This window comes from Pseudomonas sp. B28(2017) (assembly GCF_002113025.1).
GTDB lineage: Bacteria > Pseudomonadota > Gammaproteobacteria > Pseudomonadales > Pseudomonadaceae > Aquipseudomonas.
Genome location: NZ_NEJH01000001.1, coordinates 297,744 through 324,147 on the forward strand (window position 1 = coordinate 297,744; position 26,404 = coordinate 324,147).

General features: G+C 61.2%; 23 protein-coding genes, 1 tRNA gene and 1 pseudogene. 11 read left to right on the forward strand and 14 right to left on the reverse strand.

From position 1 onward, the window contains the following. Positions 1–111: 111 nt before the first annotated feature. Both CAF65_RS01425 and CAF65_RS28615 read left to right on the forward strand, forming a co-directional pair. Positions 112–885: a helix-turn-helix domain-containing protein gene (locus CAF65_RS01425; protein ID WP_085715221.1), complete on the forward strand. Its 774-nt coding sequence runs from the start codon at positions 112–114 to the stop codon at positions 883–885. Positions 886–988: 103 nt separating this feature from the next. Next, a pseudogene (locus CAF65_RS28615) lies at positions 989–1,111 on the forward strand (NIPSNAP family protein); the annotation flags it as partial. Positions 1,112–1,144: 33 nt separating this feature from the next. On the opposite strand, the gene CAF65_RS01435 reads toward CAF65_RS28615, so the two are convergent. The 5 genes from CAF65_RS01435 to CAF65_RS01455 form a co-directional block, all read right to left on the reverse strand. Beyond that, positions 1,145–2,431 (reverse strand): FAD-binding oxidoreductase, encoded by a 1,287-nt coding sequence (locus CAF65_RS01435; protein WP_085714670.1) that lies wholly within the window; start codon positions 2,429–2,431, stop codon positions 1,145–1,147. 3 nt (positions 2,432–2,434) lie between these two features. Continuing rightward, positions 2,435–4,012 (reverse strand): aldehyde dehydrogenase (NADP(+)), encoded by a 1,578-nt coding sequence (locus CAF65_RS01440; RefSeq protein ID WP_085714671.1) that lies wholly within the window; start codon positions 4,010–4,012, stop codon positions 2,435–2,437. Positions 4,013–4,118: 106 nt separating this feature from the next. Further along, complete coding sequence (locus tag CAF65_RS01445; RefSeq protein WP_085714672.1) at positions 4,119–5,066, reverse strand: dihydrodipicolinate synthase family protein; 948 nt, start codon at positions 5,064–5,066, stop codon at positions 4,119–4,121. A gap of 57 nt (positions 5,067–5,123) precedes the next feature. Continuing rightward, entirely contained in the window at positions 5,124–6,050 is a 927-nt protein-coding gene (locus tag CAF65_RS01450) for a 4-hydroxyproline epimerase (protein ID WP_085714673.1), read from the reverse strand. Between the two features lie 45 nt (positions 6,051–6,095). Beyond that, entirely contained in the window at positions 6,096–7,742 is a 1,647-nt protein-coding gene (locus CAF65_RS01455; protein ID WP_085714674.1) for an APC family permease, read from the reverse strand. 188 nt (positions 7,743–7,930) lie between these two features. Here CAF65_RS01455 and CAF65_RS01460 point away from each other — a divergent pair, with 188 nt between their 5' ends. The 3 genes from CAF65_RS01460 (at position 7,931) to CAF65_RS01470 (ending at position 11,331) form a co-directional block, all read left to right on the forward strand. Then, a complete protein-coding gene (locus tag CAF65_RS01460; RefSeq protein WP_085714675.1) occupies positions 7,931–8,725 on the forward strand; it encodes an AraC family transcriptional regulator in 795 nt (264 codons plus the stop codon). A 76-nt stretch (positions 8,726–8,801) separates the two neighbouring features. Next, entirely contained in the window at positions 8,802–9,182 is a 381-nt protein-coding gene (locus CAF65_RS01465) for a RidA family protein (protein ID WP_008021538.1), read from the forward strand. A gap of 160 nt (positions 9,183–9,342) precedes the next feature. Beyond that, positions 9,343–11,331: a U32 family peptidase gene (locus CAF65_RS01470; RefSeq protein WP_085714676.1), complete on the forward strand. Its 1,989-nt coding sequence runs from the start codon at positions 9,343–9,345 to the stop codon at positions 11,329–11,331. 41 nt (positions 11,332–11,372) lie between these two features. On the opposite strand, the gene CAF65_RS01475 is transcribed toward CAF65_RS01470, so the two are convergent. Then, positions 11,373–11,954 carry a hypothetical protein gene (locus CAF65_RS01475; RefSeq protein ID WP_256578582.1) on the reverse strand — a complete coding sequence of 194 codons (582 nt, stop codon included), beginning with the start codon at positions 11,952–11,954 and terminating at the stop codon, positions 11,373–11,375. A gap of 114 nt (positions 11,955–12,068) precedes the next feature. Next, complete coding sequence (locus CAF65_RS01480) at positions 12,069–12,497, reverse strand: hypothetical protein (RefSeq protein ID WP_085714678.1); 429 nt, start codon at positions 12,495–12,497, stop codon at positions 12,069–12,071. Between the two features lie 305 nt (positions 12,498–12,802). Between CAF65_RS01480 and CAF65_RS01485 the strand changes: the two genes are divergently transcribed. Beyond that, positions 12,803–12,877, forward strand: a tRNA-Gln gene (locus CAF65_RS01485). Between the two features lie 222 nt (positions 12,878–13,099). Here the strand turns inward: CAF65_RS01485 and CAF65_RS01490 are convergent. Next, positions 13,100–13,762, reverse strand: coding sequence for a glutathione S-transferase family protein (locus CAF65_RS01490; RefSeq protein ID WP_085714679.1), 663 nt, complete (start codon positions 13,760–13,762; stop codon positions 13,100–13,102). Between the two features lie 279 nt (positions 13,763–14,041). Between CAF65_RS01490 and CAF65_RS01495 the strand changes: the two genes are divergently transcribed. From CAF65_RS01495 to CAF65_RS01505, 3 genes are all read left to right on the forward strand, one after another. Continuing rightward, entirely contained in the window at positions 14,042–15,055 is a 1,014-nt protein-coding gene (locus tag CAF65_RS01495; protein ID WP_178076648.1) for a GlxA family transcriptional regulator, read from the forward strand. Positions 15,056–15,261: 206 nt separating this feature from the next. Beyond that, complete coding sequence (locus CAF65_RS01500) at positions 15,262–16,194, forward strand: GlxA family transcriptional regulator (RefSeq protein WP_085714681.1); 933 nt, start codon at positions 15,262–15,264, stop codon at positions 16,192–16,194. A 103-nt stretch (positions 16,195–16,297) separates the two neighbouring features. Continuing rightward, complete coding sequence (locus CAF65_RS01505) at positions 16,298–17,272, forward strand: nitrilase-related carbon-nitrogen hydrolase (RefSeq protein ID WP_085714682.1); 975 nt, start codon at positions 16,298–16,300, stop codon at positions 17,270–17,272. Between the two features lie 66 nt (positions 17,273–17,338). On the opposite strand, the gene CAF65_RS01510 is transcribed toward CAF65_RS01505, so the two are convergent. Then, the gene (locus CAF65_RS01510; protein WP_008021522.1) at positions 17,339–17,845 is read right to left on the reverse strand and encodes a DoxX family protein; all 507 of its coding nucleotides are present in this window, start codon (positions 17,843–17,845) and stop codon (positions 17,339–17,341) included. Between the two features lie 348 nt (positions 17,846–18,193). Here CAF65_RS01510 and CAF65_RS01515 point away from each other — a divergent pair, with 348 nt between their 5' ends. Then, positions 18,194–19,696 (forward strand): aldehyde dehydrogenase family protein, encoded by a 1,503-nt coding sequence (locus CAF65_RS01515; protein WP_085714683.1) that lies wholly within the window; start codon positions 18,194–18,196, stop codon positions 19,694–19,696. 61 nt (positions 19,697–19,757) lie between these two features. Here the strand turns inward: CAF65_RS01515 and CAF65_RS01520 are convergent, their stop codons facing one another. Next, a complete protein-coding gene (locus CAF65_RS01520; RefSeq protein WP_085714684.1) occupies positions 19,758–20,417 on the reverse strand; it encodes a carbonic anhydrase in 660 nt (219 codons plus the stop codon). Between the two features lie 62 nt (positions 20,418–20,479). Next, the gene (cynS, locus tag CAF65_RS01525; protein WP_007971791.1) at positions 20,480–20,947 is read right to left on the reverse strand and encodes a cyanase; all 468 of its coding nucleotides are present in this window, start codon (positions 20,945–20,947) and stop codon (positions 20,480–20,482) included. Positions 20,948–21,070: 123 nt separating this feature from the next. On the opposite strand from cynS, the gene cynR reads away from it, so the two are divergent. Continuing rightward, positions 21,071–21,952: a transcriptional regulator CynR gene (gene cynR / locus CAF65_RS01530; RefSeq protein WP_085714685.1), complete on the forward strand. Its 882-nt coding sequence runs from the start codon at positions 21,071–21,073 to the stop codon at positions 21,950–21,952. Between the two features lie 1,017 nt (positions 21,953–22,969). Here the strand turns inward: cynR and CAF65_RS01540 are convergent. The 3 genes from CAF65_RS01540 to CAF65_RS01555 all read right to left on the reverse strand — a co-directional run bounded on the left by CAF65_RS01540 (position 22,970) and on the right by CAF65_RS01555 (position 26,339). After that, entirely contained in the window at positions 22,970–23,299 is a 330-nt protein-coding gene (locus tag CAF65_RS01540) for a hypothetical protein (protein ID WP_085714687.1), read from the reverse strand. A 495-nt stretch (positions 23,300–23,794) separates the two neighbouring features. Further along, a complete protein-coding gene (locus tag CAF65_RS01550; protein ID WP_085714689.1) occupies positions 23,795–24,325 on the reverse strand; it encodes a GNAT family N-acetyltransferase in 531 nt (176 codons plus the stop codon). Positions 24,326–24,389: 64 nt separating this feature from the next. Beyond that, positions 24,390–26,339 (reverse strand): DNA topoisomerase III, encoded by a 1,950-nt coding sequence (locus CAF65_RS01555; RefSeq protein ID WP_256578583.1) that lies wholly within the window; start codon positions 26,337–26,339, stop codon positions 24,390–24,392. Positions 26,340–26,404 lie beyond the last annotated feature (65 nt).

The window sequence follows — 26,404 nt, forward strand, 5'->3', positions numbered from 1 at the left end:
GCGAACTGCGAGCGCAAGGCGCAGCCAATTTCGGGGTTCGGCGTTATCCTAGGGGCCTCAAGGATGCCCGTCTCGCGCAACTCGGGCACTGACCATCGCAAAAAGGGCGTCATGATCAAGCCATTGCAGACATTCCTGGCGGAGATCGACCAGGGCGACTGGAGCGTTCGCAGCAGTGCGACCGACTACCCGGAAAACTGGTTCATCCCGCCGCACTCCCATGAAAAGCATCAGCTGATCTATGCCATCGAAGGCGTGATGGTGGTGCACGCCGCGACGGGCCAATGGACGGTGCCGTCGAGCCGTGGGATCTGGATGCCGAGTGGAGAGGTGCACTCGATTCGCTGCGTGGGGGCGATCAAGATGCGCAGCGTTTTCGTGCACCCTGACGCGAGCCCGGATTTGCCCGCCGAAACCCGGGCGGTGAGTGTTTCCGCGTTGCTGAGTGAGTTGATCAAGGTCTCGGTCGATTTCGACTTTTCCGTCGATCCGGACCCGCGGGAAGCCCGGGTGTTGCGGCTGATTCTGGATGAGCTGACGATCCTGCCGACCTTGCCATTGAACCTGCCGCAGCCCACTGATCAACGTATCAACCTGATCTGTAGCGCGTTGCAGCGTGATCCCGGGGATGGCTCGACATTGTCGGACTGGAGCACCCGGCTGGGCCTTGACGAAAAAACCATCCAGCGACGGTTCCGCAAGGAAACCGGCATGACCTTCGGCCAATGGCGCCAGCAAGCACGACTGCTGTTGGCGCTGGAACGAATCGCCGTTGGGGAGAAGATCATCGACATTGCCGGCGAGTTGGGATACGACAGCCCGAGCGCGTTCACGACCATGTTCAAGAAGCAGTTCGGCAAGACGCCGAGTGATTTTTTCAAGTGATGGAAGAACACGTGGTGTGCATGATCGAGCGATGTCCAACGTAAAGAAACTACCTGATTCACTGCGGTAAATGCCGTAAACCATGGGGTTCGTCTCAATATCCCGCCTGCAGGTGCGCACCCAAGCGGTCGCCGACGGCGTCTGGCCGCCGGAAAACTCTGGCCCGCAGCTGCGGGACATGTGCTCGACGATCTACCTGCCCGCGAGGTTTTCGCCCTTGCAGTGACGAGGGGCACACCTGTGTCTGCTGTCGTTGTCCTCAGAAACGATCCAGTCGGTACGCCGCCGTCGCCGGCAGGTCGTGGGGCTGGGCGCCGGTCAAGGGCGAGGCCATTTGCGCAATCATTTCCGCCGTGACCGCCGCCTGGGTCAACCCCAGGTGCTGATGGCCGAAGGCGAGCAGGACCTTGCCGTCGCACACCCGATCGATGATCGGCAGGGAGTCGGGCAAGGAAGGCCGAAAACCCATCCACGGTGTGGCCGCTTCGGCACTCAGGTCGTGTTTGAACAGGCCTTTGCTCAATCGGTGCAATTGCCAGGCACGTTCCATCGTCGGTGGACATTCGAGACCGGCGAATTCAACGGTGCCGGCCAGGCGCAGCCCATCGGCCATCGGCGTCATGATGAACTTGCGCTCAAGCGAGGTGACGGCAAACGGCAAGCGTTGGTGTTCGTGGGGCAGCATCAGGTGATAGCCGCGCTCGGTGTCCAGCGGCACCTTCTTGCCGGTCAGCGCGGCGGTGAGCTTCGCCGAATGCGCGCCGCAGGCGATCAGCACTTGTCGACTGCTGACGCGGCCTTGATCTGTGTTCAACGACACGCCGTGTTCATTCAACTGCCCGCCCTCGACCCGCCGCTGGAGGAACTGTACGCCGCTGCTTTTCGCCGCATGAACCAGTTCGCCCACCACCCGGAAGGGATCGAGAAAATGCCCGGTGCGCGGGAAGAACAGACCGCCGCGGATCTGCTCGCTGAGTTGCGGTGCAGCATCGCGGACGGTCCTGGCCTGCCAGAAGTCGACCGGCACCTGTTGCTGGCGCATGCGGGCCTGCAGCGCTTCGATGGCCAGTTGCGAGTCGGCGCGCTCGAACACCAATAACGAGCCGTCTTCCTTCAGCAGATGGGGACGCTCGATGGCCTCCAGCAAACGGTTCCAGGCACCCAGGCTGCTTTCATTGAGTGCACGGATGCCGGCCACGGTGCGCTGGAACGGCGCGGGCCGCAGGTTCAGCAACAGGCGCATGAACCAGGGCAGGGCCCGGGGCATGTATTTCCAGTCCAGGCGCAGCGGGCCCATGGGGTCCAGGAGCATGGCGGGCAGGCGTTTGAGGATGGACAGGTCGGCGATGGGGAACACCTGCTCGGTGGCCAGGTGCCCGGCATTGCCGAACGAGGCGCCACGGCCGGGCTCCTGCTGATCGATGACCACCACCCGCCGACCCTGGCGAGCCAGGCGCAGGGCGCAAGCGACGCCGATGATCCCGGCGCCGATCACGGCAACGTCCGCCGTGACGTGCGGGTTGTTGAATAGGGATGAGTTGGACATGGCCTAGGCTTCTCTCTGGCCGTCGAGCAGGCGACGCAACTGCAACGGATTGCCGTGCTTGAGCGCGGCCGGCAACAAGGCGTCCGGGAAATCCTGGTAGCAGACCGGGCGCAGGAAACGCAGGATGGCGGCGGTGCCGACCGAGGTGGTGCGCGTGTCGGAAGTCGCCGGGAACGGGCCGCCATGAACCATGGCATCACACACCTCGACCCCGGTCGGCCAGCCATTGACCAACAGGCGCCCGGCCTTGCGCTCCAGAGTCGACAACAATGCCCTGGCGCTCTCCACGTCGGCATCGTCCAGGTGCAGGGTGGCGGTCAGTTGGCCTTCCAGGTGTTCGATGACCTGGCGGATTTCCTCGTCGCTGGTGCATTGCACGATCAGAGATGCGGCACCGAACATTTCTGCCTGCAAGGCCGGGTCGGCGAGAAATTCGCTGGCCTGGGTGACGAACAGGTGGGCCTGGCACTGGTTAGGCGTTTCACCTTCAAGGCCGCTGGCCACCGATTGCGCGTGGGCATGCTCGACCAGCGCACCGACGCCGGCCTCGTAGGCGTTGAAAATACCTGGGGTGAGCATGGTCTGTGCCGGGCTGCGCTGGATCAGTTGCGCGGCCGTGTGGATGAAGCGCCCAAGGGCCGGGCCTTGGCGGGCAATCACCAGGCCGGGGTTGGTGCAGAACTGACCGGCGCCTTGGGTGAGGGAGGTGACGAAACCTTGCGCCAGCGCTTCGGCTCGCGATTGCAGTGCCGCCGGGAACAGCAAGACCGGATTGATCGAGCTCATTTCCGCGTACACCGGGATCGGCTCGGGACGCGCCTGGGCCGCCTTGCACAAGGCGATGCCACCGCTGCGCGAGCCGGTAAAGCCCACGGCCTTGATGCGCGGGTCGGTGACCAGGGCGATGCCCACTTCGCGGCCAGAGCCGAATAACAGGGAAAACACGCCTTCATGCAACCCGCACAGTTTGACCGCACGGGCCAGCGCCCGACCCACCAGCTCGCTGGTGCCGGGGTGCGCGCCATGGGCCTTGACGATCACCGGGCAACCGGCGGCCAGCGCCGACGCGGTGTCACCGCCGGCAACCGAGAAGGCCAGGGGAAAGTTGCTGGCGCCGAACACGGCCACCGGCCCCAGCGGCACCTGACGCTGACGCAGATCCGGGCGGGGCAGGGGCTGGCGTTCCGGCAGTGCGCTGTCGACCCGTACATCCAGCCATTCGCCAGCGCGTACGGTGCGGGCAAAGGTGCGTAACTGCTGGCAGGTGCGGCCGCGTTCACCCTGGATACGCGGGCGCGGCAGGCCGGTCTCGGCCACGGCGCGGTCGATCAACTCATCGCCCAGAGCTTCGATTTCGCTGGCGATGGTTTCGAGGAATTCGGCGCGGGCGTCCAGGGATGTCGAGCGATAGCTGTCCAGGGCACTCCACGCCAGGGCGCAGGCCTGTTCGACGTGCTCGCTGCCGCCGCCGTGATAGGCCGGTTCGAGGGGCAGATCAGTGGCGGGATCAATGCCGTGGATCGCTTCACGGTTGCCGGGGATGGCCTGTTGGCCGATCAGCATGTTGCCTGTCAGAGTCATGGTATTTCCTGAAAAAAAGAGGGTGGGCGTTTGCGAAAAAACGCGGTACCGCCGTGGGCGAAAATAAAAGCGGCGCGCTTTGGCACGCCGCTGTACAGGCTGAATGTCAGGCGAAGCCCTGCTCGGCCGACCACTGCTCGTACCACTGACGGAACAGCGCGTACTGGTTCTCGGCATAACGACGCTGGGCATCGCTGAGGGCATCGGTTTCGTTGAAGTGCAGGGTGTATTCCTTGTCGCCGTTGAGCACCATCAGGTGCTTGTAGTAGAGCACCAGGTCGCAGCCCTCATCGAAGGACGACAGCACAGCCAGGGCGGACTCCAGTTCCCGCGCCTGACGACGTGCCTTGGCATCGCCCTTGGCCGCTTGTTTGCTCAAGGCCACCAGGCGCAACACTTCGCGCGGCAGCGCGTTGCCGATGCCGGTGATGGCGCCGGTGGCGTTGCAGTTGACGAAGCCATGAACCACCTGGGTGTCGACACCGACCATCAGGGTCACGTCATCGTCCCTGGAGGTGATGTGTTCGGCGGCGTAGCGCAGGTCGGCCGCACCGCCGAACTCCTTGAAGCCGATCAGGTTCGGGTACTCGCGGCGCAGTTCGAAGAACAGATCGGCGCGGGTGGCGAAGCCGTAGTAAGGGCTGTTGTAGATCACCGCCGGCAAGCTCGGGGCGGCTTCGAGGATCGCGGCGAAGTGGGCTTTTTGTGCAGTGGCCGAAGCGCCGCGAGACAGCACGCGAGGAATGACCATCAAGCCATGGGCGCCGACTTTGGCTGCGTGTGCCGCATGGGAAACCGCTTCGCGGCTGTTGACCGCACCAGTGCCGACGATGGTCGGAACGCCAGCGGCCACCAGGCGCGCCACGCCTTCCTGACGCTCGGCCTCGGTCAGCAGCGGCCAGTCGCCCATGGAACCGCAATACACCACTGCGCTCATGCCGATGTCGATCAGCTCGCGACCCTTGGCCACCAGCGCGTCGAAGTCCGGCTTGCGCTCGGCGGTGCATGGGGTCATCAGCGCAGGGATGCAGCCGGTGAAAATGTTGTCGCTCATTTTGTTGTCACTCCTGGAAGCGTTCATTCAGATCTGGTTAAAGAAAAGGCGTGGCGCTCAAATGCCCCACGCAAAGGGATCCTGTTCGTCGATCAGCAAGGTGCTGTCGGCGGTCATGTAGGCGCGGCCGGTAATGAACGGGCGGATGCGTTCGCCTTCCCATTCGTAACTGCCGACGAACTGGCTGGCGGTGATGCTGGCCTGGACCCAGCGTTCACCGGCGGCCAGTTTTCCGTCGGCCGCCAGGCACGCCAGTTTCGCGCTGGTGCCGGTGCCGCAGGGCGAGCGGTCATAGGCCTTGCCGGGGCACATGACGAAGTTGCGGCTGTCGGCGTGATCGTCGTCGGCAAACAGTTCGATGTGGTCGATCAGCGCGCCGTCTTCACCGTGGATGCCCTGGGCCTCGAGGGCCTTGAGCATGGCCCAGGTGTACTCGGTGAGGAACTCGACGTTGTCCATCTGCAACGCCTGACCGTGATCGGACACCAGGAAAAACCAGTTGCCGCCCCAGGCGATGTCGCCGTACACGCGGCCATGTCCCGGCACTTCGACCTGCACCTGCTGGCGGTAGCGGTAGGCGGGCACGTTGCGCAGGGTGACGTTGCCGTCCTCATGCAGCGTGGCGCTGACCGGGCCGACCGGCGTATCGATCTTGTGTTCGCCGGGCTGGATATGACCCAGGTAATGCAGTGAGTTGACCAGGCCGATGGTGCCGTGACCGCACATGCCGAGGTAGCCGGCGTTGTTGAAGAAGATCACGCCACAGGTGGCATCCGGCGACACCGGTTCGCAGTACAGCGCACCCACCAGCACATCGTTGCCGCGGGGTTCCAGCAGGCAGGCGCGGCGCCATTGGTCATGCTGCTCGCGCAGGGCATCGCGCTTCTCGGCCATGGTCCGGCCGGACAGCTGGGGCAGACCTGACATCACCAGGCGAGTCGGTTCACCGCCGGTGTGGGAATCAATGACATGTACTTTCTTCATAAACCTTTCCATTAGAGGACCACGCAGGTTTTGCTGGCCTGAATTTCAGCGAGAGGTCTGGACGTATGCACCGATCGGACGCTGGCCAGTGGTCGTGCCGCTGTGAACAGGATCGGCTTCGCTTTCACCGTCCTCTTCTTCCAGGCGAACCAGATGCGCCGGCACGCCGGTGGCTGCGCCCCAGTAGTAGATGCCCATCGCGCAGGCCGCCACGACCACGGTGTCGAAGGGATGGGTGAGCACGCCCATGCCGCCGAAGCTGCCGAGCCAGGACAGCACGATGGTCACGGCATAGAAGCCGATCAGCCACGCCGAAGAACGCACTTGTTGGCCCAGGCTCAGGTGCCGGGTCGGCACAAAGCGACCGCACAGCAGGTACACCACGAACATCAGGATTTGCAGGCCGAGCAGCCAGGACACGGTGCCCCAGCCGGACCAGTAGACGATCAGCGCGGCGATGATGAACGACACCGGACCGAGCACGCCCATGCGCTTGACCTTGAACGGGCGTGGCATGTCGGGCGCATTGCGGCGCAGGGCGGCCACCGACACCGGTGCGACGGCGTAGCTCAGCACCAGCGCGGCGGAGACCACGTTGATCAGCGCTTCCCACGAAGGGAAGGGCAGGGTCCAGAACACCGACAGGGCAAAGGTCAGCCACAGCGCCGGGCGCGGGATGCCGGACTTTTCGTCAATGCGGGTGAAGACCTTGAAGAAGGTGCCGGTCTGTGCCCAGCCGTAGATCACCCGAGGGGTCGCGTTCATGTAGATGTTGCCGCAGCCGCTGGGGGAGATCACCGCGTCGGCCACCACCATATAAGCCAGCCAGCCCACACCCAATGCCAGGGCGATGTCGCGGTAGGGCAGGGCCAGTTCCTTGGCGACACCGGCCCAACCGCTGGCGAGCATTTCGGTGGGCACGCCGCCGAGGAACGCCACTTGCAACAACACATAGATGGCGGTGGACAGCAGTACGGAGAGGATCAGTGCAATCGGAATGGTGCGTTGCGGATTCTTCACTTCGCTGGCCACCGAGATGATCGGCGTCAACCCCAGGTAGGCGAAGATGATGCCGCCGGCGGACACCGCCATCTCGACACCGGACAGCCCGAACGGCATGAAGCCCTGGGACTGGAAGTTCTCTGGTTTGAAGAAAGTGAACAGCACGCCGATCACCAGCAACGGCACGATGAACTTGAACATGCTGATCAAGTTGTTGGCCTTGGCGAACGTTTTCACGCTGTAGTAGTTGAGCATGAAGAACAGGCATAGCAGGGCGAACTGCACCAGCCAGCCAATCGCCGTTGGATTGCTGGAACCGGCTTGGGTCAATGCGGGAAACCACGCCGCGGCGTACTGGCGCGCGGCGACCACCTCGATAGCCACCAGGCTGGAAAACGCGATCAGGGTGATGAAGCCCATCAGGTAGCCGAGCAACGGGCCGTGGGAGTACACCGGGTAGCGAATCACACCGCCGGCACGGGGCAATGCGGCGCCGAGTTCGCAGTAGACGATGCCCAGCAGCAGCACCGCAAAACCGCCCAGCAGCCAGGAAAATATCCCCGCCGGCCCCGCGATGGCGGACACGTGACTGGCTGCGAACAACCAGCCGGAGCCGAAGATGGCCCCCAGTCCGATAAACGTAAGGTCTATCAATGAAAGTTGTTTTTTGAACTTGCCTTGGCCTGGCATGGCATCGCCTTCTTGTGAGTTATTGGATAGGCAGGTGTGCACTTCGAGTCGTCCCCCGTCGGTTTTGCCGAGGAGGGCGGTGGACATAGAGTGAACTCGGCGGCTTGTTCGCGATTGATGTTTTCCTTGGAGGTCGATGACGAAATCAGCACAATGGGCAACAGCCGATCATTGGGAGAGACAGGTAGATGACTCAGGATGCGTTTGCGCTGTTGTGCCAGGGCGACGACTCGAACCGCCCCGAATCCATCGAGCAACTGCTGGCAGGCATTGCGCTTTTATTACCGATGCTCGATGTCATTCCGAACGCTGCGATCTTCATCAAGGACGTGCAGGCGCGCTATGTCATGGCCAACCGCACGCTGGTGCAACGCTGTGGCTTGAAACAGCTCAAGCCGCTGCTGGGGAAAACCAGCGCTGAGGTATTTCCCGAGCAGTTGGGGCCCGGCTATACCGAACAGGACCGGCGAGTGCTGGAGCAAGGCCTGGTGCTGGAAGACCAGCTGGAGTTGCATCTGTATGGCAGCCGGGAGCCGGGCTGGTGCCTGACCCATAAACGACCGCTGTATAACCGCCATGATCAGATCATCGGTCTGGTGGGCATCTCGGTCGACCTGCAGTCGGCCAGTGACACGCACCCGGCGTACCAGCGCCTGGCGGCGGTGGACGAGCACATCCGCACGCATTTCAACCGTCGCGTCACCCTCGGCGAGTTGACGCGCATCGCTGGCATTTCCGTGGCGCAGCTCGAGCGCTACTGCAAGCGTGTGTTCCATTTGACGCCACGGCAAATGATCCAGAAGGTTCGCCTGGAGCACGCGCATCGACTGCTCCACACGGACCTGCCGATCACCGAGGTCGCGCTGCAATGCGGTTATACCGACCACAGCGCGTTCACCCGGCAGTTCAAGGCATTGACCGGCTTCACTCCGCGTCAGTACCGCCAGGCCACCGGTCATGTGCAACCGTCCGCCGTGGATTAGCGACGCGCCGCCAACGGCCCTGTAGACTGGCCGCGCAAAAGGCGCCTGCCTCACCACTTCAAGCAAGAGAGTTCTCATGGCAAACCACGACCTGACCTTTACGCCCGATCCTGATGCGGATTCGATTTCCTCCGACGTCGTCGGTTTCGGCGGTGTGCTGGTCTCCACCCAAATCCCGACCCGCGCCGACGGCAGCCTGGAATTGGGCGACATCACCCTGCAAAGCGAATGCACCCTGCAAGCGTTGAAAGTTGCGCTGGAGCGTGCCGGCAGTTCCATGGACCGCGTGATGCACCTGACCATCTACCTCACCGACATGGCCGACCGCGCCGCGTTCAACGAGGTCTACAAGCGCTACTTCGCCAAACCATGGCCGGTGCGCGCTGCTGTCGGGGTTGCCTCGTTGGCAGTGGAAGGCATGCGCGTGGAAGTGACCGCAATGGCTGCCAAGGCCTGATCACAGCACCACACACGATACTGTAGGAGCGAGCTTGCTCCTACAGGGATTGAGGCAGGCCAGGCCTGCTCGAAACACCACCTGGCAGCACACGGGTGCCGGTCAGGCGTTTCGCCGCTACAATGCACGCCTCGACCGTGACAAGCCTGACTAAAAAACTATGTCTTTGCCCAAACATCACCTGGAATTGCTCAGCCCTGCCCGCGATGTCGCCATCGCCCGCGAGGCTATCCTGCATGGTGCCGATGCCGTGTACATCGGTGGCCCGAGCTTCGGCGCCCGCCACAACGCCTGCAATGAAGTGAGCGATATCGCCCAATTGGTGGAATTCGCCCGTCGCTACCATGCGCGTGTGTTCACCACCATCAACACGATCCTGCACGACAACGAACTGGAGCCGGCCCGCCAGCTGATCCACCAGTTGTACGACGCCGGCGTCGATGCGCTGATCGTCCAGGACCTGGGTGTGATGGAGCTGGACATTCCGCCGATCGAACTGCACGCCAGTACCCAGACCGACATCCGTACGCTGGAGCGGGCGAAGTTCCTCGATCAGGCCGGTTTCTCGCAACTGGTGCTGGCCCGCGAGCTGAACCTCAAAGAGATTCGTGCCATCGCCGACGAAACCGACGCGGCCATCGAGTTTTTTATCCATGGCGCGTTGTGCGTGGCGTTTTCCGGCCAGTGCAACATTTCCCACGCGCAAACCGGGCGCAGCGCCAACCGTGGCGATTGCTCCCAGGCCTGCCGTCTGCCGTACACCCTCAAGGACGAAAAGGGTGGCGTGATCGCTTACGAAAAGCATCTGCTGTCGATGAAGGACAACAACCAGAGCGCCAACATCCGCGCACTGGTCGAGGCCGGCGTGCGTTCGTTCAAGATCGAGGGCCGCTACAAGGACATGGGCTATGTGAAAAACATCACAGCCTACTACCGCCAGCGCCTCGACGCCGTGCTCGAAGACCGTCCGGATCTGGCCCGTGCCTCCAGCGGCCGTACCGCGCATTTCTTCCTGCCCGACCCGGAAAAAACCTTCCACCGCGGCAGCACCGATTACTTCGTCACTGACCGCAAGATCGATATCGGCGCCTTTGACTCGCCGACCTTCACCGGTTTGCCGGTGGGTGTGGTCGAGAAAGTCGCCAAGCGTGACATGCAGGTCGTGACCCACGAGCCGCTGTCCAACGGCGACGGCCTCAACGTGCTGGTCAAGCGTGAAGTGGTGGGCTTTCGCGCCAACATCGCCGAACCGAAAGGCGAGTTCGAGGAGGACGGCGAGAAGCGTTATCGCTATCGCGTCGAGCCCAATGAGATGCCGGAGGGGATGTACAAGCTGCGCCCCAACCATCCGCTGAATCGCAACCTCGATCACAACTGGCAACAGGCGCTGCAAAGGACCTCTGCCGAGCGTCGCGTGGCCCTGCGCTGGTTCGCGCGCCTGCGTGAAGAGCAGCTGGAACTGACCGCTACCAGCGAAGAAGGCATCAACGCCAGCGTTACCCTGAATGGCCCGTTCGGCGCCGCCAACAAGCCGGAACAGGCACTGGAGCAATTGCAGGATCTGCTCGGTCAACTGGGCACCACTCAGTACCACGCCATCGACATCAAGCTGGACGCGCCGCAGGCGTACTTCATCCCGAACTCGCAGCTCAAGGCCTTGCGCCGCGAAGTGATCGATGCCTTGACCGAAGCGCGGATCGCCGCCCATCCCCGTGGCAGCCGCAAGGCCGAAACCACTCCGCCGCCGGTGTACCCGGAGTCGCACCTGTCGTTCCTGGCCAACGTCTACAACCAGAAGGCCCGCGACTTCTATCACCGCCATGGCGTCAAGCTGATCGACGCAGCCTACGAGGCCCACGAGGAAGCCGGCGAGGTGCCGGTGATGATCACCAAGCACTGCCTGCGTTTCTCCTTCAACCTGTGCCCGAAACAGGCCAAGGGCGTGACCGGCGTGCGCACCAAGGTTGCGCCGATGCAACTGATCCACGGCGATGAAGTGCTGACCTTGAAGTTCGACTGCAAGCCTTGCGAGATGCACATCATCGGCAAGATGAAGGGCCACATCCTCGATATGCCGCAGCCGGGCAGCGTGGTGGGGCACATCAGCCCCGAAGACCTGCTCAAGACCATCCCGCGCGCGCCGCATTGAGTGACCGGTGAGCGCGCCGCAACGGTGCGCTCACCTGTTGTTCAAAACCCTGCGTAGTTGAAGTAGATGAATGCCACGGCAACTGCCAGGCCAAACGCTGCCAGGGCTTTTGTATGTGCAGTGGCCTGCAATTCGTTCGACGTTTGTTCATGGGGTTGTGAGTATGCGGTGGTGGTTTGGCGCCGCTGCAGAATGGCCCGCCAGGTGTAACCCAGTCCCGTCAGCAGCAAAATGGCCATCAGGCCGAGGATCAGCCAACGTGTGGTTGCCGGCTTTTTAGCGGCGGCCAGGCTGTTCTCGTGTTCACAGGCAGCGCTCCAGAACTCCAGGACAGAAATGGGTTGGTAGACCGTCGAGGGCTGCTGTGCATCACTGCGCGTCGCCGCCATTTGCTCCAGGTCCAGAGCCTGGTACTTCCAGAGTGTCGTCGATCCTTCCCGGCAGTAGGTGAAGGCAGCGGGGCTGGAAGCGCTGATGATGCACGCGTCGTTGATACCGATTTTTTTCAGGGTTTCCATCGCAGACCGTGTGAAGTCCATTTCGAGGACCGGAATGACGCAGTTGGCAGACACCGCGGCCGACACCAGCAAGCACGCCATGGAGCAGAGGGTTGATGTTTTCAAGGTCGAGACCCCCTCGTTTTTTGCAGGTTTTTTGTTGTAAACGCGGAGTCTGGTTGCACGCTGCTTTTGCTGAAGTCTAGACGCTGGTGACAAACCTGGAGCTAGCGGTCGACATTATTCACAGGAGTCGGCGACGGCTTTTTCAGCCCGTTTGAATTCCTGTTTGACGTCGGTGGGGATGCGTTGCTTCTTGAATTCCTGACCGAGGAAGGGTTGCTCGCCCCGAGACTGAACCTCTGCGTCCTCGGCAGTTATCTGCGCTTCGATGGTCGCGGAGTGCTTGTCGATGACGGCATCGACCTCGGCTTCATTCTTTGCGGAATCGAGTGCCAGGACCAACTGGCCGGCCTCGGCTTTTTCGGCTTCGGCATAGGCTTCGACCGTCAAACCGGAGGCCAGCGCCCGCGCCTGGATTTTCAGCCTGTCGAGATGCTCCCGGGCAGCCTTGCAGACCGCTTCCTGTCGCTGGCTCTGGACGTGCTCCCAGGTGTTCAACCCATAAATCGCCGCCCCGACCACCAGGAGGGTTGCAGTGGTAGCCATTAATTTGCCTTTCACATTGGCGCCCTCAGATGGCAAGGGTAAGGGTGTTGCGCAAATTATTCCTGATTCCATTCGAGAAAAGCGTAGCAGACCTGGTCGGGCTGAACGTGTGTCGATCATTTGTCTCAACACTAAGCATCTGTTTTAAAAAACAAAATGTTTTGTTGGGGCTTCCCAGGCGCGGCAAAAGTTGGTAAATTTGCGCCCACTCTTGCACAGGCCCTCACGGAGCCTCGCGCGCAAGCCGGCAGCAGTCTTGTTGTCACTCAAGAAAGCGAGTGCCAGGCACTCATCGCAACAGATACAGGGGCGTCGCCAAGCGGTAAGGCAGCAGGTTTTGATCCTGCCATGCGTTGGTTCGAATCCAGCCGCCCCTGCCATTTTCTTCCTGCACAATCAGATAACACTCGAACGGCGGTTATTATTCGTCGATTCGCTGGCTTGTTGTGTCCGTTACCCATCATCCCGGATGATCGATTGTCGTCACAGAAACCTCATCCTGTGCATTCCGGCCTGATTAGACGCAAGCATTCCTTACTGATCCCCGTGATCCATTTCCTGATGGATCACGGGGATTTTTCATTTTCGGCTCCCGATCATCTCTACCGAAACCGTTGTGCAATGGCCTCGGCGAACGGGTACATGGAAAAGTACGGTCTCGCCTCGTCGATCACCCGTTTGACCGAAGGCCTCTGGATCAACCTGTCGAAATAAGCACTCAAGCGATGATGATCGTCGGGAAACGGCACGAGGGTGCTGGCATAGAACAGCGCCGGGGCAGCGGCACAGTCGGCCATGCTGAACGCCGGGCTGGCGGCCCAGGCGTTTGCGCTCAACTGACGTTCAAGCATGCCGTACGCCGTTGTCAGCGCGGCGCGTTCGCGGGTCAGGTCGCCGTTGGCGGCGTTCATTCGGTCAGCGACGATCTTCTGCATCGGCACCTGGACGTGCAGATCGAAAAAACGATCCCACAGGCGTACTTCCAGCGCGGCATCCCAATCTTCAGGAATCAGGCGCAGGTGGCCGGCCTGGTGGTGATCCAGGTACTCGATGATCACACTCGACTCGGCTACGTTCCGTTGGCGGTGGTGATCGCGGATCACCGGAAATTTGCAGAGTGGCCAAAGTGCTTGCAGCTCGGCCCGATCAGCCTCGTTGCCGAGGTCGATGATCCTTTTTTCAAACTCGATTTCCAGTTCATAGAGAGCGATCAGCGCTTTGTGGCAGAACGACGAGAGCGGATGGAAATACAGAGTCAGCGGCATGTTCCTTTCCTCGGCAAAGGGGGAGGCCCGTGCAGTATCGACCCAGGTTCGCGTCGGTGCGAGGCGGTTCGTCAGGTGACTGTGATCTCGGTGGCGATTGCCATTCCCCGCGCAAACCGGTTCGAGGGCAAAAGACTGGCTTGCCCAAGGCTTTCAACTTGCGTAAACAGTGCAGACGCCGAATGTTCGGCGCCAGGGGATACAGGTTTCCAGGTCGGGAGTGGCAGGTATCAAAGCGTTATTTCACAGGTTCGTCGACAGGGCGAAGCGAGGCGAGCGTTGGTAGAGCGACGTCAGTTCAGTGGAGCGATGAAGGGCAAGAACCTTCGCTTCCTCAAAGAGCATGAAGGCCAACCCGTTCTGCAGGCGCGTGCGGGTTTCCTGTTGCTGGAGCATTTCTCGCTGCCGGCGTTTACCCAGGCGCTGGATACGGTCGTGACGGCCAATCTGTTGCGGCCGGAGCTGTTTTCAACGAAAACCTTCGGCTTGAAGGATGCAGAGGTGATCAGCGACCTGGGGCTGGTCATCCGTCCCGATGCCTGCCTGAGCCATGCCGAGATTCAGAACCTGGACCTGCTGGTGGTCTGTGGCGGATACCGCACCCATCTGCACGCCGATGAGGCATTGATCAACCTGCTGCAAGATGCGGCGGAGCAGGGCGTTACCCTGGCTGGCGTGTGGAACGGCGCGTGGTTTCTCGGACGCGCCGGTTTGCTCGAGGGATATCGCTGTGCGATTCACCCGGAACACCGCCCGGCACTGGCGGAAATTGCCAAGCTGACCCAGGTGACCAGCGAAGCCTACGTGGTGGATCGTGACCGCCTGACAGCGTCGAGCCCGACGGGTACGTTCTATATGGCTCTGGAGTGGATCAGGGGGCTGTACGACAAGGCGTTGACCGATGGCATCGAAGACATTCTGGCGTTTGAGGCTTCACGCTACCGGCGCATCAAGCCGTCGCTGAATGTCTCGGTCAGTGGTCCGCTCAGAGAGGTGGTCAACCTGATGGACGCCAATCTGGAGGAACCGCTGGAAATGGAGACGCTGTGCCTCTACGCAGGGCGCTCTCGCCGGCAGATCGAGCGTCTGTTCAAGGAGCAGTTGGGCACCACGCCGCAGCGCTATTACATGGACTTGCGCATCACCGAGGCGCGGCGCTTGCTGCAGCACACCACGCTGACCATCGTCGAAGTCTCGGTCGCCTGTGGTTTCGTTTCTCCCAGCCACTTCAGCAAGTGCTACAGCTCTTATTTCGGCTATCGGCCGTCCAGGGAAACCAGGCTGGTGAAGTAAACCGTCGATCAACGCCCGGCCTCGGCATCGACCTGCCGCACGATGTCGGCACTGTAAGAGTCACGCCTGTTCATCCGACAGCGGCCACATGCGCTGTCGGATGTGATGGCGGTCGGCGTCATCCTGATTTGCGCTGAGGGCTGTCCGGGGTAGAGTGCAGGCTCTGGCCTGATTGTCAGGCATGCCACGTTTAGGGTCATCGCGCCATGCACCAGATCGGACTCATTGTTTATCCCGGATTTCAGGTTCTGGGGCTGGCCATGTGTGCCGCCTTCGAGTTGGCCAACAGCGCCGCAGATGAGCCGTTGTACAGCATTGCCTTACTGTCCGAACCGGGTGGCCTGGTGCAGACGTCCGCCGGTTTCGGTGTGCAGACCGAAGCGTTCGACCAGCGCTCGTTCGATACGCTGCTGGTCATGGGCGACAACCTTATCCGCCCGACCACGCCGGGCATGCTGGAGTTCTTGCGCCGCGCCAGTCACGGCAGCCGGCGTCTGGGCTCGATTTGCACCGGTGCGATTGCGTTGGCGGAGGCTGGTTTGCTCGACGGTCGGCGGGCGACCACCCACTGGGCGCATGTGCCGGCCTTTCGCAAGGCGTACCCGAACGTGAAAGTCGAGGAAGACCGGATCTTCATCAATGATGGCCACCTGTGGACGGCGGCGGGCATGAGCGCGTGCGTGGACCTGGCATTGGCGCTGGTGGAGATGGATCTGGGCGCCGAGGTTGCCCGCAAGGTGGCGCGGCAATTGGTGGTGTACCACCGGCGTTCCGGCGGGCAGTCGCAGTTCTCGGTGATGCTGGAACTGGCCCCCAGGACCGATCGGATACAGGCCGCGCTGAACTATGCCAAGCAGAATCTCAAGTCCGCGCTGACGGTCGAGGAACTGGCCAGCGCGGCCAATCTCAGCCCCCGGCAATTCAGCCGGGTGTTTCATGCCGAAACCGGCCAGTCTCCGGCCAAGGCCATCGAAAACCTGCGGGTCGAGTCGGCCCGGTTGATGATGGAAAGCGGGCGGCACTCCATCGATGCAGTGGCGACAGCCTCTGGTTTTGGTGATCGGGAACGTATGCGCCGCGCTTTTATTCGTGCGTTCGGACAGCCGCCGCAGGTGATTCAGCGTGCCAGTCGGGGGTGAAGTTCGGGATGTCCTAAAAGGTGGTGAATACGACATTCAGGCCTTTATATTATTGTCGTAATCTTGATCTCGTTGAAACCTTTCCCTCAATGAGATCACCGCCATGACCCTCGTCAAAGCCGCCGCCGTACAAATCAGCCCTGTTCTTTACAGCCGAGAAGGCACCGTCGACAAAGTGGTGCAGAAGATTCTCGAACTCGGCGAACAGGGCGTGCAATTCGCTGTGTTTCCGGAAACCGTCGTGCCGTACTACCCGTACTTTTCCTACGTGCAGTCGCCGTTCGAAATGGCTGCCGAACACCTCAAGCTGCTGGATCAGGCGGTCACCGTGCCTTCGGCTGCCACCGATGCCATCGGCGCTGCGGCCAGGCAAGCCGGTATGGTCGTGTCGATCGGTGTCAACGAGCGCGATGGCGGCACGCTGTACAACACACAGTTGTTGTTCGATGCCGACGGCTCGCTGATCCAGCGTCGCCGCAAGATTTCCCCGACCTACCACGAACGCATGATCTGGGGCATGGGCGACGGCTCCGGCCTGCGGGCCGTCGACAGCGCGGTAGGGCGCATCGGTCAATTGGCCTGCTGGGAGCATTTCAACCCGCTGGCCCGTTATGCCTTGATGGCCGATGGCGAGCAGATCCATGCGGCGATGTACCCGGGGTCGTTTGCAGGTCCCCTGTTCGCCTCGCAAATGGAAGTCAGCATTCGCCAGCATGCCCTGGAGGCAGCGTGCTTTGTGGTCAACTCCACGGCGTGGCTGTATCCCGAGCAGCAGGCGCAGATCATGGCCGACACCGGTTGCGCCATCGGCCCGATCTCCGGCGGTTGCTATACCGCGATCATCAGCCCGGATGGCTCGGTGCTGGGCTCGTTGCTGGAAGGTGAGGGCGAGGTGATCGCCGACCTCGACATGGGCCTGATCGACAAGCGCAAACGCATGATGGATTCCCGCGGCCACTACAGCCGCCCGGAACTGCTGAGCCTGCTGATTGACCGCACACCCCAAGCCCATGTGCATGAACGCAGTGCGCATCCGAAGCTGGCCGAAGAGACCGGGCTGGAGGAAGTGGTTCGTTAGTTTCAAGGCAAACAAAAGGGGACTTCAGGAAGTCCCCTTTTGTTTGCCCACGTTGCGGATCTGGTTTCAGCGCCGCCAGAAGAACCGGGTCAACAGCGCGTCGATGCTGAGCTTGCCGGCACCCGACAGCAGCAGCGGCGTGAAGGCCACAAGGTAGATCAATGGCAGTTTGAAGTTGCCGTAACCCTTGTTGCTGATGGCATAGCCTTGGGCAAGTTCACTCAAGGTGTGCCAGTCGGCAGGCCAATGGATGGCGGCGGTTGCGACGAGGGTCACGACCATCAGGCTCAACGCCGAAAAACGCGTGCCCAGGCCCACCAGCAAAGTCATGGAAAAGATCAGTTCGGCCCACATCGACAGCTCCCAGTTCAGCGTCGCGGGAATGTGGTCGAACGGAAACGGGAAGCGCTCCTGGATATCGGCGAACCAGTTCTGTCCGTTGAATTTCTCAAGGCCGGACTCGAAGAATTCCCAGGCGAGGAACACTCGCAACGCCAGGGGGGCAACCCAGTCGCCGGCACGGTCGAGGTTCAGGTGCAGGCCTTTGACGGCCGAAGAAATGGAGGTGCTCATGGACGTTGATCTCTTTCAGGTCAGGGATGCGGGGCAACGGCATGCCCCGTGAGTTGAGCGCTTTGATCGGCGTGGCCGATCGGCAGGCGCATTTCATCAATGGGGTGTATCTGCGGTGTGTCGTTGTGGCGGGGTTTTGAGTGCGGGGTGTGTCGGGGGAGGGGCTGTATACATTGAGATACGTAAACAGCCACCACTTCCCCCCATGTGGGAGCGAGCCTGCTCGCGAATAGCGGAGTGTCAGGCAGTATCCATTTGGCTGACCTATCGCCGTTCGCGAACAGGCTCGCTCCCACAGGGAATTTGCTATACATTTTCCGACCGCCCATTGCATGGTGTAACCGCTTCATGTCTCTTGCGCTCGATCGTCTAGTCGCTGGCACGCCTATCCCTTTCGCCGGTAACCGTGTCACTGTCGTCAGCCCCGAACTGGCGCAGCGCTTCCAGCCCGGTGACCACCTGCTGGTGGAGCAGGTCAGCGGCGAGTTGCTGCTGATCCCCGTGGCGGACCAGCAAGCGGCCAGCGTTGCGATCGAGCGTGCCGAAGCGGCGTTTACCGCGCTGTCGGCCGTGTCTGATCAGGCGATCAGCGCCTTCTTCGACCTGTTTGCCCAGCGCCTGGAAACCCCGGAATGCTGGGCGTTGATCGAAGCCGCCAACCTGGCCGACATCGAACGGGCCAAGGCGCGCGGTCGTTCGACCACCCGGTTGCTGGCCGATGAGCGCATGCGTCGCGACATGATCGCCGGCCTGCGCGCCTGGCGTGATGCAACGGCCAGCCGTGGCAAGGTGATCAGCTGTGTCGAACACGATGGCTGGAAGGTCGAGCAAGTGGTTTCGCCGTTGGGCATCGTCGCGTTCGTCTTCGAAGGTCGGCCGAATGTGTTTGCCGATGCCGCCGGTGTGCTGCGCACCGGCAACACCGCTGTGTTGCGCATCGGCAGTGATGCGTTGGGCACGGCCCAGGCGATTGTCACCCATGCGCTGAACCCTGCGCTGAGCGACGCTGGCTTGCCGGCCGGTGCCGTGTCGCTGGTGGAAAGTGTCAACCACGCCGCCGGTTGGGCGATGTTCGCGGACCGGCGCCTGTCATTGGCGGTGGCCCGCGGTTCGGGCCGCGCCGTCAGCCAGTTGGGCAGCATCGCGCAACAGGCCGGTACGGCAGTCAGCCTGCACGGCACCGGTGGCGCCTGGCTGATCGCCGATGCCGCTGCCGACGCCCAGCGTTTTGCCGCGGTGGTGCGCAACTCCCTGGACCGCAAGGTCTGCAACACCCTGAACGTCTGCCTGATTCACCGCGACCGCGCCGCTGAACTGGTGCCGCTGTTCCTCGACGCACTCAAGCAAGCCGGCACCGCGCGGGGCCAGGGTTGCAAGCTGCATATCGTCGAAGGCAGCGAGTCGTACCTGCCGCAAGACTGGCTGGCAGCAACGGTCAAGGTGCACCGCGCCGAAGGCTATCAGACCGAGGCGCAGGCCGAGCCTTTGCCGGAAGATCAATTGGGTCGTGAATGGGAGTGGGAAGAAACCCCGGAAGTCAGCCTGAAAATCGTTGACGACCTGGAGAGCGCCATTGCCTTGTTCAACCGCTACAGCCCGCAATTCACGGTGTCGTTGATCAGTGAAAGTGCAGAGGCGCAGGAGCACTTCTACAACGCGGTCAACGCGCCTTTTGTCGGCAATGGCATCACCCGTTGGGTCGATGGCCAGTACGCGTTGAACAAGCCGGAACTGGGGCTTTCCAACTGGGAGAGCGGGCGCCTGTTTGCTCGCAGTGCGATTCTCTCGGGCGATGGTGTGTTCACCATTCGTAGCCGCATGACCCAGATCGATCTGGGCGTCAAACGCTGAACTGGCGCAACCAGTGACCGCTGCAAGGGCGGTCACTTTCTTCAACAATCGGCGCTGCTGATCACGCGGCCTTGATCACTTTGGCCGATACGGCACAAGTGTCCGGGTGCTCGACCAGCGACACGAAGCTTCGGCTGTCGGCATCCAGTGTGTCGATCGAACCGGTTTCGATGTCGTACACCCAGCCATGCAGGTTCAATTGGCCTTTTTCCTGGGCCAGTCGCACGCTCGGGTGCGTCTGGATGTTGGCCAGCTGGGCGATGACGTTTTCCCGAACCATCGAACTGACCTTGGCCGCTTCACTGGCATGTGGCCGGGCTTCGTTGATCACTTTCGCCGACTCGGCGTGTTGCAGCCAGCCGCTGACGGCGGGCAGGTGATCCATGCATTTGCACTTGGCCACCGCCGTCATGGCGCCGCAGTCCGAATGGCCACAGATCACGATGTCGGTCACGCCGAGCACAGCGACGGCGTATTCGACCGTGGCCGACACACCACCCGGATGGGGGCTGTAGGACGGCACGATGTTGCCGGCGTTACGGATCACGAACAGTTCACCGGGTTCTTGTTGGGTCAGCAGTTCCGGCACGACACGGCTGTCGGAACAGGTGATGAACAGCGTGCCTGGATGTTGGGTGGTGGCCAGGTGTTTGAACAGGTCGGTGCGTTGCACAAAGGCTTCTTTCTGGAACTTCAAGAAACCGTCGATGAGCGCTTTCATGATCGCTTCCTCATGGGATAGGCAGGGTTTGGCCCGCACGGGTCGTGCGGGCCGGTATCGACTTAGAACGGACGCAGGGGCAGGAACTTGCCGTCGAGAGTGATGACGGCGCGGGAGCCGCCTTCCGGATCTTCGACTTTCTTCATGTCGAGCTTGAAGTTGATCGCGCTGATGATGCCGTCGCCGAACTGCTCATGAACCAGGGCTTTGAGGGTGGTGCCATAGATCTGGATCATTTCGTAGAAGCGGTAGATGGTCGGGTCGGTCGGCACTCCCGAGAGACTGCCGCGCAGCGGGATGATCTGCAGCCGGGCCACGGCGTCGGCGTCCAGTTCGAGTTTGTCGCCGACCACTTTGGCCGCACTTTCCGGCAGCGGATGTTGACCGAGCAGGGCAGCGGTGACGTAGGCCAGGCTCAGTCCAGTGCCGTCGGCCAGGTCCTGCCACGACAGGTTTTTGCGCGCCTTGGCGTCAAGGACAGAAGTGGTCAGGGCCAGGCTTGGGTCGTTGTAGGCATGGGACTGTTGCATGGTGATTCTCCTATCGGAAGGGGTGTTGCTTGGGTGTGGGGCCATCTTCTGCCGATCAATCAATAGCGTCCAAGACCGATATACAATGCAAGCCATAAGTACTGCCTATAGATGGAGAGTCCCATGTTGCTTCGACATTTGCGTTACCTGTTGGCGGTGGCCGACCACGGGGGGTTCACCCGCGCCGCGGAAGTGCTGCACGTGTCCCAGCCGACCTTGTCGCAGCAGATCCGCCAACTGGAAGACTCACTGGGCGTGAGCCTGTTCGACCGCACCTCGCGCACGGTCAAGCCGACCGATGCCGGCGAGGCTTATATTGAATGCGCGCGGCGGGTCTTGGTGGAGCTGGAGGCAGGCAAGCGTGCGTTGCACGACGTGAAGGATTTGTCCCGCGGGACCCTGCGTCTGGCCATGACGCCGACTTTCATGGCCTATCTGGTAGGGCCGCTGGTGCACGACTACGTGGCGCGTTACCCGAACATCCACCTGGAGATTTTCGAGTTGTCGATGGACGAGATCGAGGCTGGGCTGGCGGATGATTCGCTGGATATCGCGATTGCGTTCGATCAGGTGAGAAGCACCGACATCGAATCGATCCCGGCCTTTACCGAAACCCTGGGGTTGATGGTTGGGCGGGGTCATCCGCTTTACGAATATCAGGACGCGTTGTCCACTGAGGAGGTGGCTAAGCTTGAGTTTGCGTTGCTGACCCCGGAATACATCACCCGCGCGTGCATCGACGAGTACTTCGCTCAGGTGCACATCACGCCCAAAGTGGCAATTGAAGTGAACTCGGTCAACACGCTGCTGGAAGTCATCCGGCATTGCGCCATCGCCACCATCCTGCCGGAACCCATCGCCACTCAGGATCGGGCATTACGCAAACTGTCCCTGCTGGGCGCAGCGCCTGAACGCGGGGCTGCGTTGCTTCGGCGCAAGAACAACTACCACAGTGCGGCGTCGCTGGCGTTTGTGGATCTGGTGTTGGGGACTGATCTTTCATGACCACCACAAAACCCTGTAGGAGCCGGCTTGCCGGCGATGGACTCAAGTGCGCCGCGTTTATCCGGTTTACACGCGTTATCGTTAACGACTATCGCTGGCAAGCCAGCTCCTGCAAGAGACCGCGTCCTGGTCAAAAAAAGGTTCATCACGGATTACCGGGAAAGATTGGCGTTGGCGTTGGCGTTGGTTTTGTGAGTTGTGAGTTGTGAGTTGTGAGTTGTGAGTTGTGAGTTGTGAGTTGTGAGTTGTGAGCTTATCCATTTGCCGAGGTGACGCTGAATCACCTTTGCGCCCTTACGGCGCCTTACTTTTTTCAGTCGAAAAAAAAGTAAGCAAAAATTCTCGCCCCGGCGTCCGGCCCCTCGCCAAGGCTCGGGGTTCCTTCGCTCCGGCATTCATCCGGGGGCATTGCTCTACGGTTTGCTTCGCTGCACCTCCCTGCAATGTGTGCGACTTCGCCGCACGGCGCTGCGCGCCCATCCCCGGATGAACGCCTCCACTCAGCCTTCCGAAGGGGCGGGTGGATCAAGATCAAAAGCACAATTCGCTGCGCTCTTGCTTTTGGAACGCGGTGGGTCTGTGGGCTTTGGGCTTTGGGCTTTGCTTTGGCTTTTGATCTAAATGCCCCGTTAACCAGAAGGGCCGAGTGGAGGTGTTGCGTAGGGGGGGAGTGCGTCAGCACCTTCGGCGTAGCCGAAGTCGCGAGATGTAGAGTTGCTTGCAACTCGGAGGCCGCGATACCCCGTAGCGACACCGGAGCGAGGGAACCCGAAGCGCAGCGTAGGGCCCCTGGTGGGGCAAGAATTTTTGCTTACTTTTTTTTCGACTGAAAAAAGTAAGGCGCCGTAAGGGCGCAAAGGTGATTCAGCGCCACACTGGCAAATGGATAAGCTCGCAGCACTCACAGCTACAGAGCAAAAAAACTTTCCCGACAATCCGAGAAGAACCCAAAAAAAGGCCTGCTCCTTATTGGGAGCAGGCCTTGTTTTTCATTAAGTCAGTAATGACTCATTTCAATCAGTAGAACCGGTCAATCACCTGAACTTCGTTCTGATTCTGCATCGAGGCCCAGGCCTGTTTCAGGGTTTGCAGAACATTACCGATGAAGTCCTTGTCGGCTGCGGCCTTCTTGCCGACATAGCCCTGGCCGCGACGGTACATTTTCAGTCGGGCGAGCAGGTTCTGGTTGTTCTGGTCGAACTCTGCTTCATGGGCGTGCGGCGACAGGCAGTCGATATGAACCTGGCCACACTTGCTGATCCAGAGAATATGGCTGTCGTGGCTGTCTTTTTTTGCAGCGAACATACGAGCCAGTTCATCGATAGTTGGTTGATTGTTCAGATTCATCATAAAGCCCCTTGACCAATTGGTGATCTTTCAAAGTTGATTCGCTAATACAGGTAGCCCATCGGTTAGTTGATCCCTGGCACCGAAACCAGGACGTCAGCGTTCGACCGCCTTATCGGGCGGGGTCCTGCGTCTGTTGCATGTAGTCGTGTTGAATAACTGCTACGCAATAGCGTCACAACGAAGAGAAGCGGCGAAAACCTTAAGGCCACTGCCGACGTTTTCAGGGTCGGCCACAAGCTTCATGAGGATTGCTCGCCAAGACTTCTCGCCCTTGTACTGGACGTTCAGGCCAGGTCAGCTTCTTCAATCTGCCTTGTGGGCAGCGTGTATCCGGGAAAAACAGCTCGGCGGTCAGACGAGCTTGCTCAAACGTGTTGCCTGTACTCCCGATCGGGGAGACGTCTGCATCATGCAAGGGCAAATCGGAGGCGTCAACGGTTTTGTAGTGATTATTTTTAGTCACTACATATTGTCGGACAAAGCTGTTCGGAATTAGCGCGGGGAGTCGAGGGCGTGACGGTCAGGACGACAGGGGGGGCACTGAAAGCGGTAAAAAGTGCAGGGATGGCGGTCAACCACCTGCTGATGCAAGGTGAACCCGCCAATGCCGAGCCCTGGCATGACGGCTGCCCAGAACAGCCGTGCCGGCTGATTGGCCTCGATATGAAAAATCTGCCATTGACCGGGGAATTGACTCAAGAGGGTGGACACGACAAACCGGGCGACACCCCGGCCACGAAAGCGTCGACTGACGAACAGATAGCCGATGTTGTACTCGGCACCGGATAGATGGGTCTGATTATCCACGGTCACGAAGCCGGCCAGTTCTGCGTCGACCTTGATCAGGAAGGGGCGGGTGGCCGGGTTTCGCCAGTAGTCCGGCATGGGCTGGATGTTGAAGAAACCGTATTCACCCAGTTTCAACGGTAACCATTCGCTGAAATCGTAGGTGTAGAACTGCATCAGGTTTTCGATGGTTTCCAGCTCATCACGTTGAGCGGCGTGCAGTTCTATCGAAGACATGTGAAGCGGCTCCTGACAGGTCAAGGGACAGGGTTGATTATGGCCGGCGCCACAAGGTTGTGTGTCAGGATTGAGTTTTGCCGGCCGGTTTTGCCCTGCGTTGGGTGCCGCCCGGTTTGCGCTGGGTGCTTTTGCGCTTTTTCTTCCATGGCGTTGCGGCGCGCCCGGAGGGCGGCGGACCGCTGATGGTCAGGCTGAGCCCGGCACAGCGATTGACCTGTTTGCTCATCCACGCCGCCTGTTTGGTGACGAACTCTTCCAGGCTCATTTCCCCGCTTTGCACCATGTCCAGGGCCTGCTCCCAGATCGCCGTGGTGCCCGGATCGGCGATGGCCCGCGGCACGGCGTCGATCAGGCTGAACGCGGCCGGTGTGGCGGCCAGGGTCTTGCCGTTCTTGACCAGGTAACCACGGTCGAGCAGGCCCTGGATGATCGACGCGCGAGTCGCTTCGGTGCCGATACCGGTGGTGTCCTTGAGCTTTTGCTTGAGCAGCGGATCTTCTACCAGTTTGGCGACATTTTTCATGGCCTTGATCAGGTCGCCTTCCGTGAACGGCTTCGGCGGTTGCGTCCAGAGGTCCTTGAGTTGCACGCCGGCCACTGCGCAATCGATGCCTTCGGCCAGGTTGGGTAGTGTCTGCGGCGCGGGAGCTTCGCGTCCCCTGGCCGGTGCCAGCGCTTCAGGCAGGGCGCGTTTCCAGCCCGGTTCGATGATCTGCTTGCCCACTGCGCGCAGCGCTTCGCCGGCACAATCGAAGTCGGCCTGGGTGCGGTCGTATTCGTGATTGGGCAGGAATTGCGCCAGATAGCGGGCGCGGATCAGGGTGTAGACCGCGCGCTGTTTACCCACCAGCTTGTCGAGGTTCTTCGCCGCGGCAGTGGGGATGATGCCGTGGTGAGCGCTGACCCTGGCATCGTTCCAGGCCCGTGAGCGCCGTTGCGGATCAAGGTGATCGTGCAAGACGCTCAACGCCGGATCGGCCTGGCGCAATGCCGCCAGGATGGCCGGCGCTTCGCTGTGCTGACTGAGGGGCAGATAGCCGCAATCACTGCGCGGATAGGTGATGACTTTGTAGGTTTCGTACAGCGCCTGGGCGATGTCCAGGGTTTCCTGGGCGCCGAGGCCGAGCTTCTTCGAGCAGACCTCCTGCAGGGTGCCCAGATCGAACGGCAGCGGGGCCACTTCGCGCATTCGCTCGGTGCGCAGCTTGACCACCCGCGCACTGGTGGCACCACTCATGGCGGCTGCCGCTTGTTGTGCCAGCGCCTGATTCAGGCAGCGGTCCTGATCGTCGCAAACCGCGGATGCCGCGCGCCATTGCGCCGTGAACGCGGTGCCGTTGTGCAGCAGTTGCACATCGATGGCCCAATAGGGGACGGGCACAAAGTCGGCGATGCTGCGATCGCGATCCACCACCAGGCGCAAGGTCGGTGTTTGCACCCGGCCGACCGGCAACACGCCTTGATAGCCGGACTGGCGCCCCAGCAAGGTGAACAGCCGACTCATGTTCATGCCGATCAGCCAGTCGGCCCGGGAACGACCGAGGGCCGAGTGATAGAGGCTGAAGGTTTCGTTCCCCGGTTTCAGCGCCGCGAGGGCCTTGCGGATAGATGCATCGTCCAGCGCCGACAACCAGAGGCGGCGGATCGGCCCGCGATAACGGCAATGCTCCACCAGTTCCCGGGCGATCATCTCGCCCTCGCGGTCGGCGTCCGTGGCAATGATCAGCTCGGACGCTTCACCGAGCAGGCGCTTGACCGCCTTGTACTGACTGGCGGTGCGCGGCTTGACGGTCATTTTCCACTTTTCGGGAATGATCGGCAGGTCGGCCAGCACCCAGCGCTTGTAGCGTGCGTCGTAGGCATCCGGCGGTGCGGTTTCCAGCAGGTGGCCGATGCACCAGGTCACCGTGACGCCCGTTCCCAGCCAGCAGCCATCGCCCCGGCGTTTGGCGCCGAGGACCGCCGCAATGTCTTTGGCCTGGGAAGGTTTTTCACAGAGGTACAGCTGCATAACCACCATCGTCGATCTATGTGCCAGAGGTGCACAGAATGGCGGTTGATGGACGATGGAGCAAT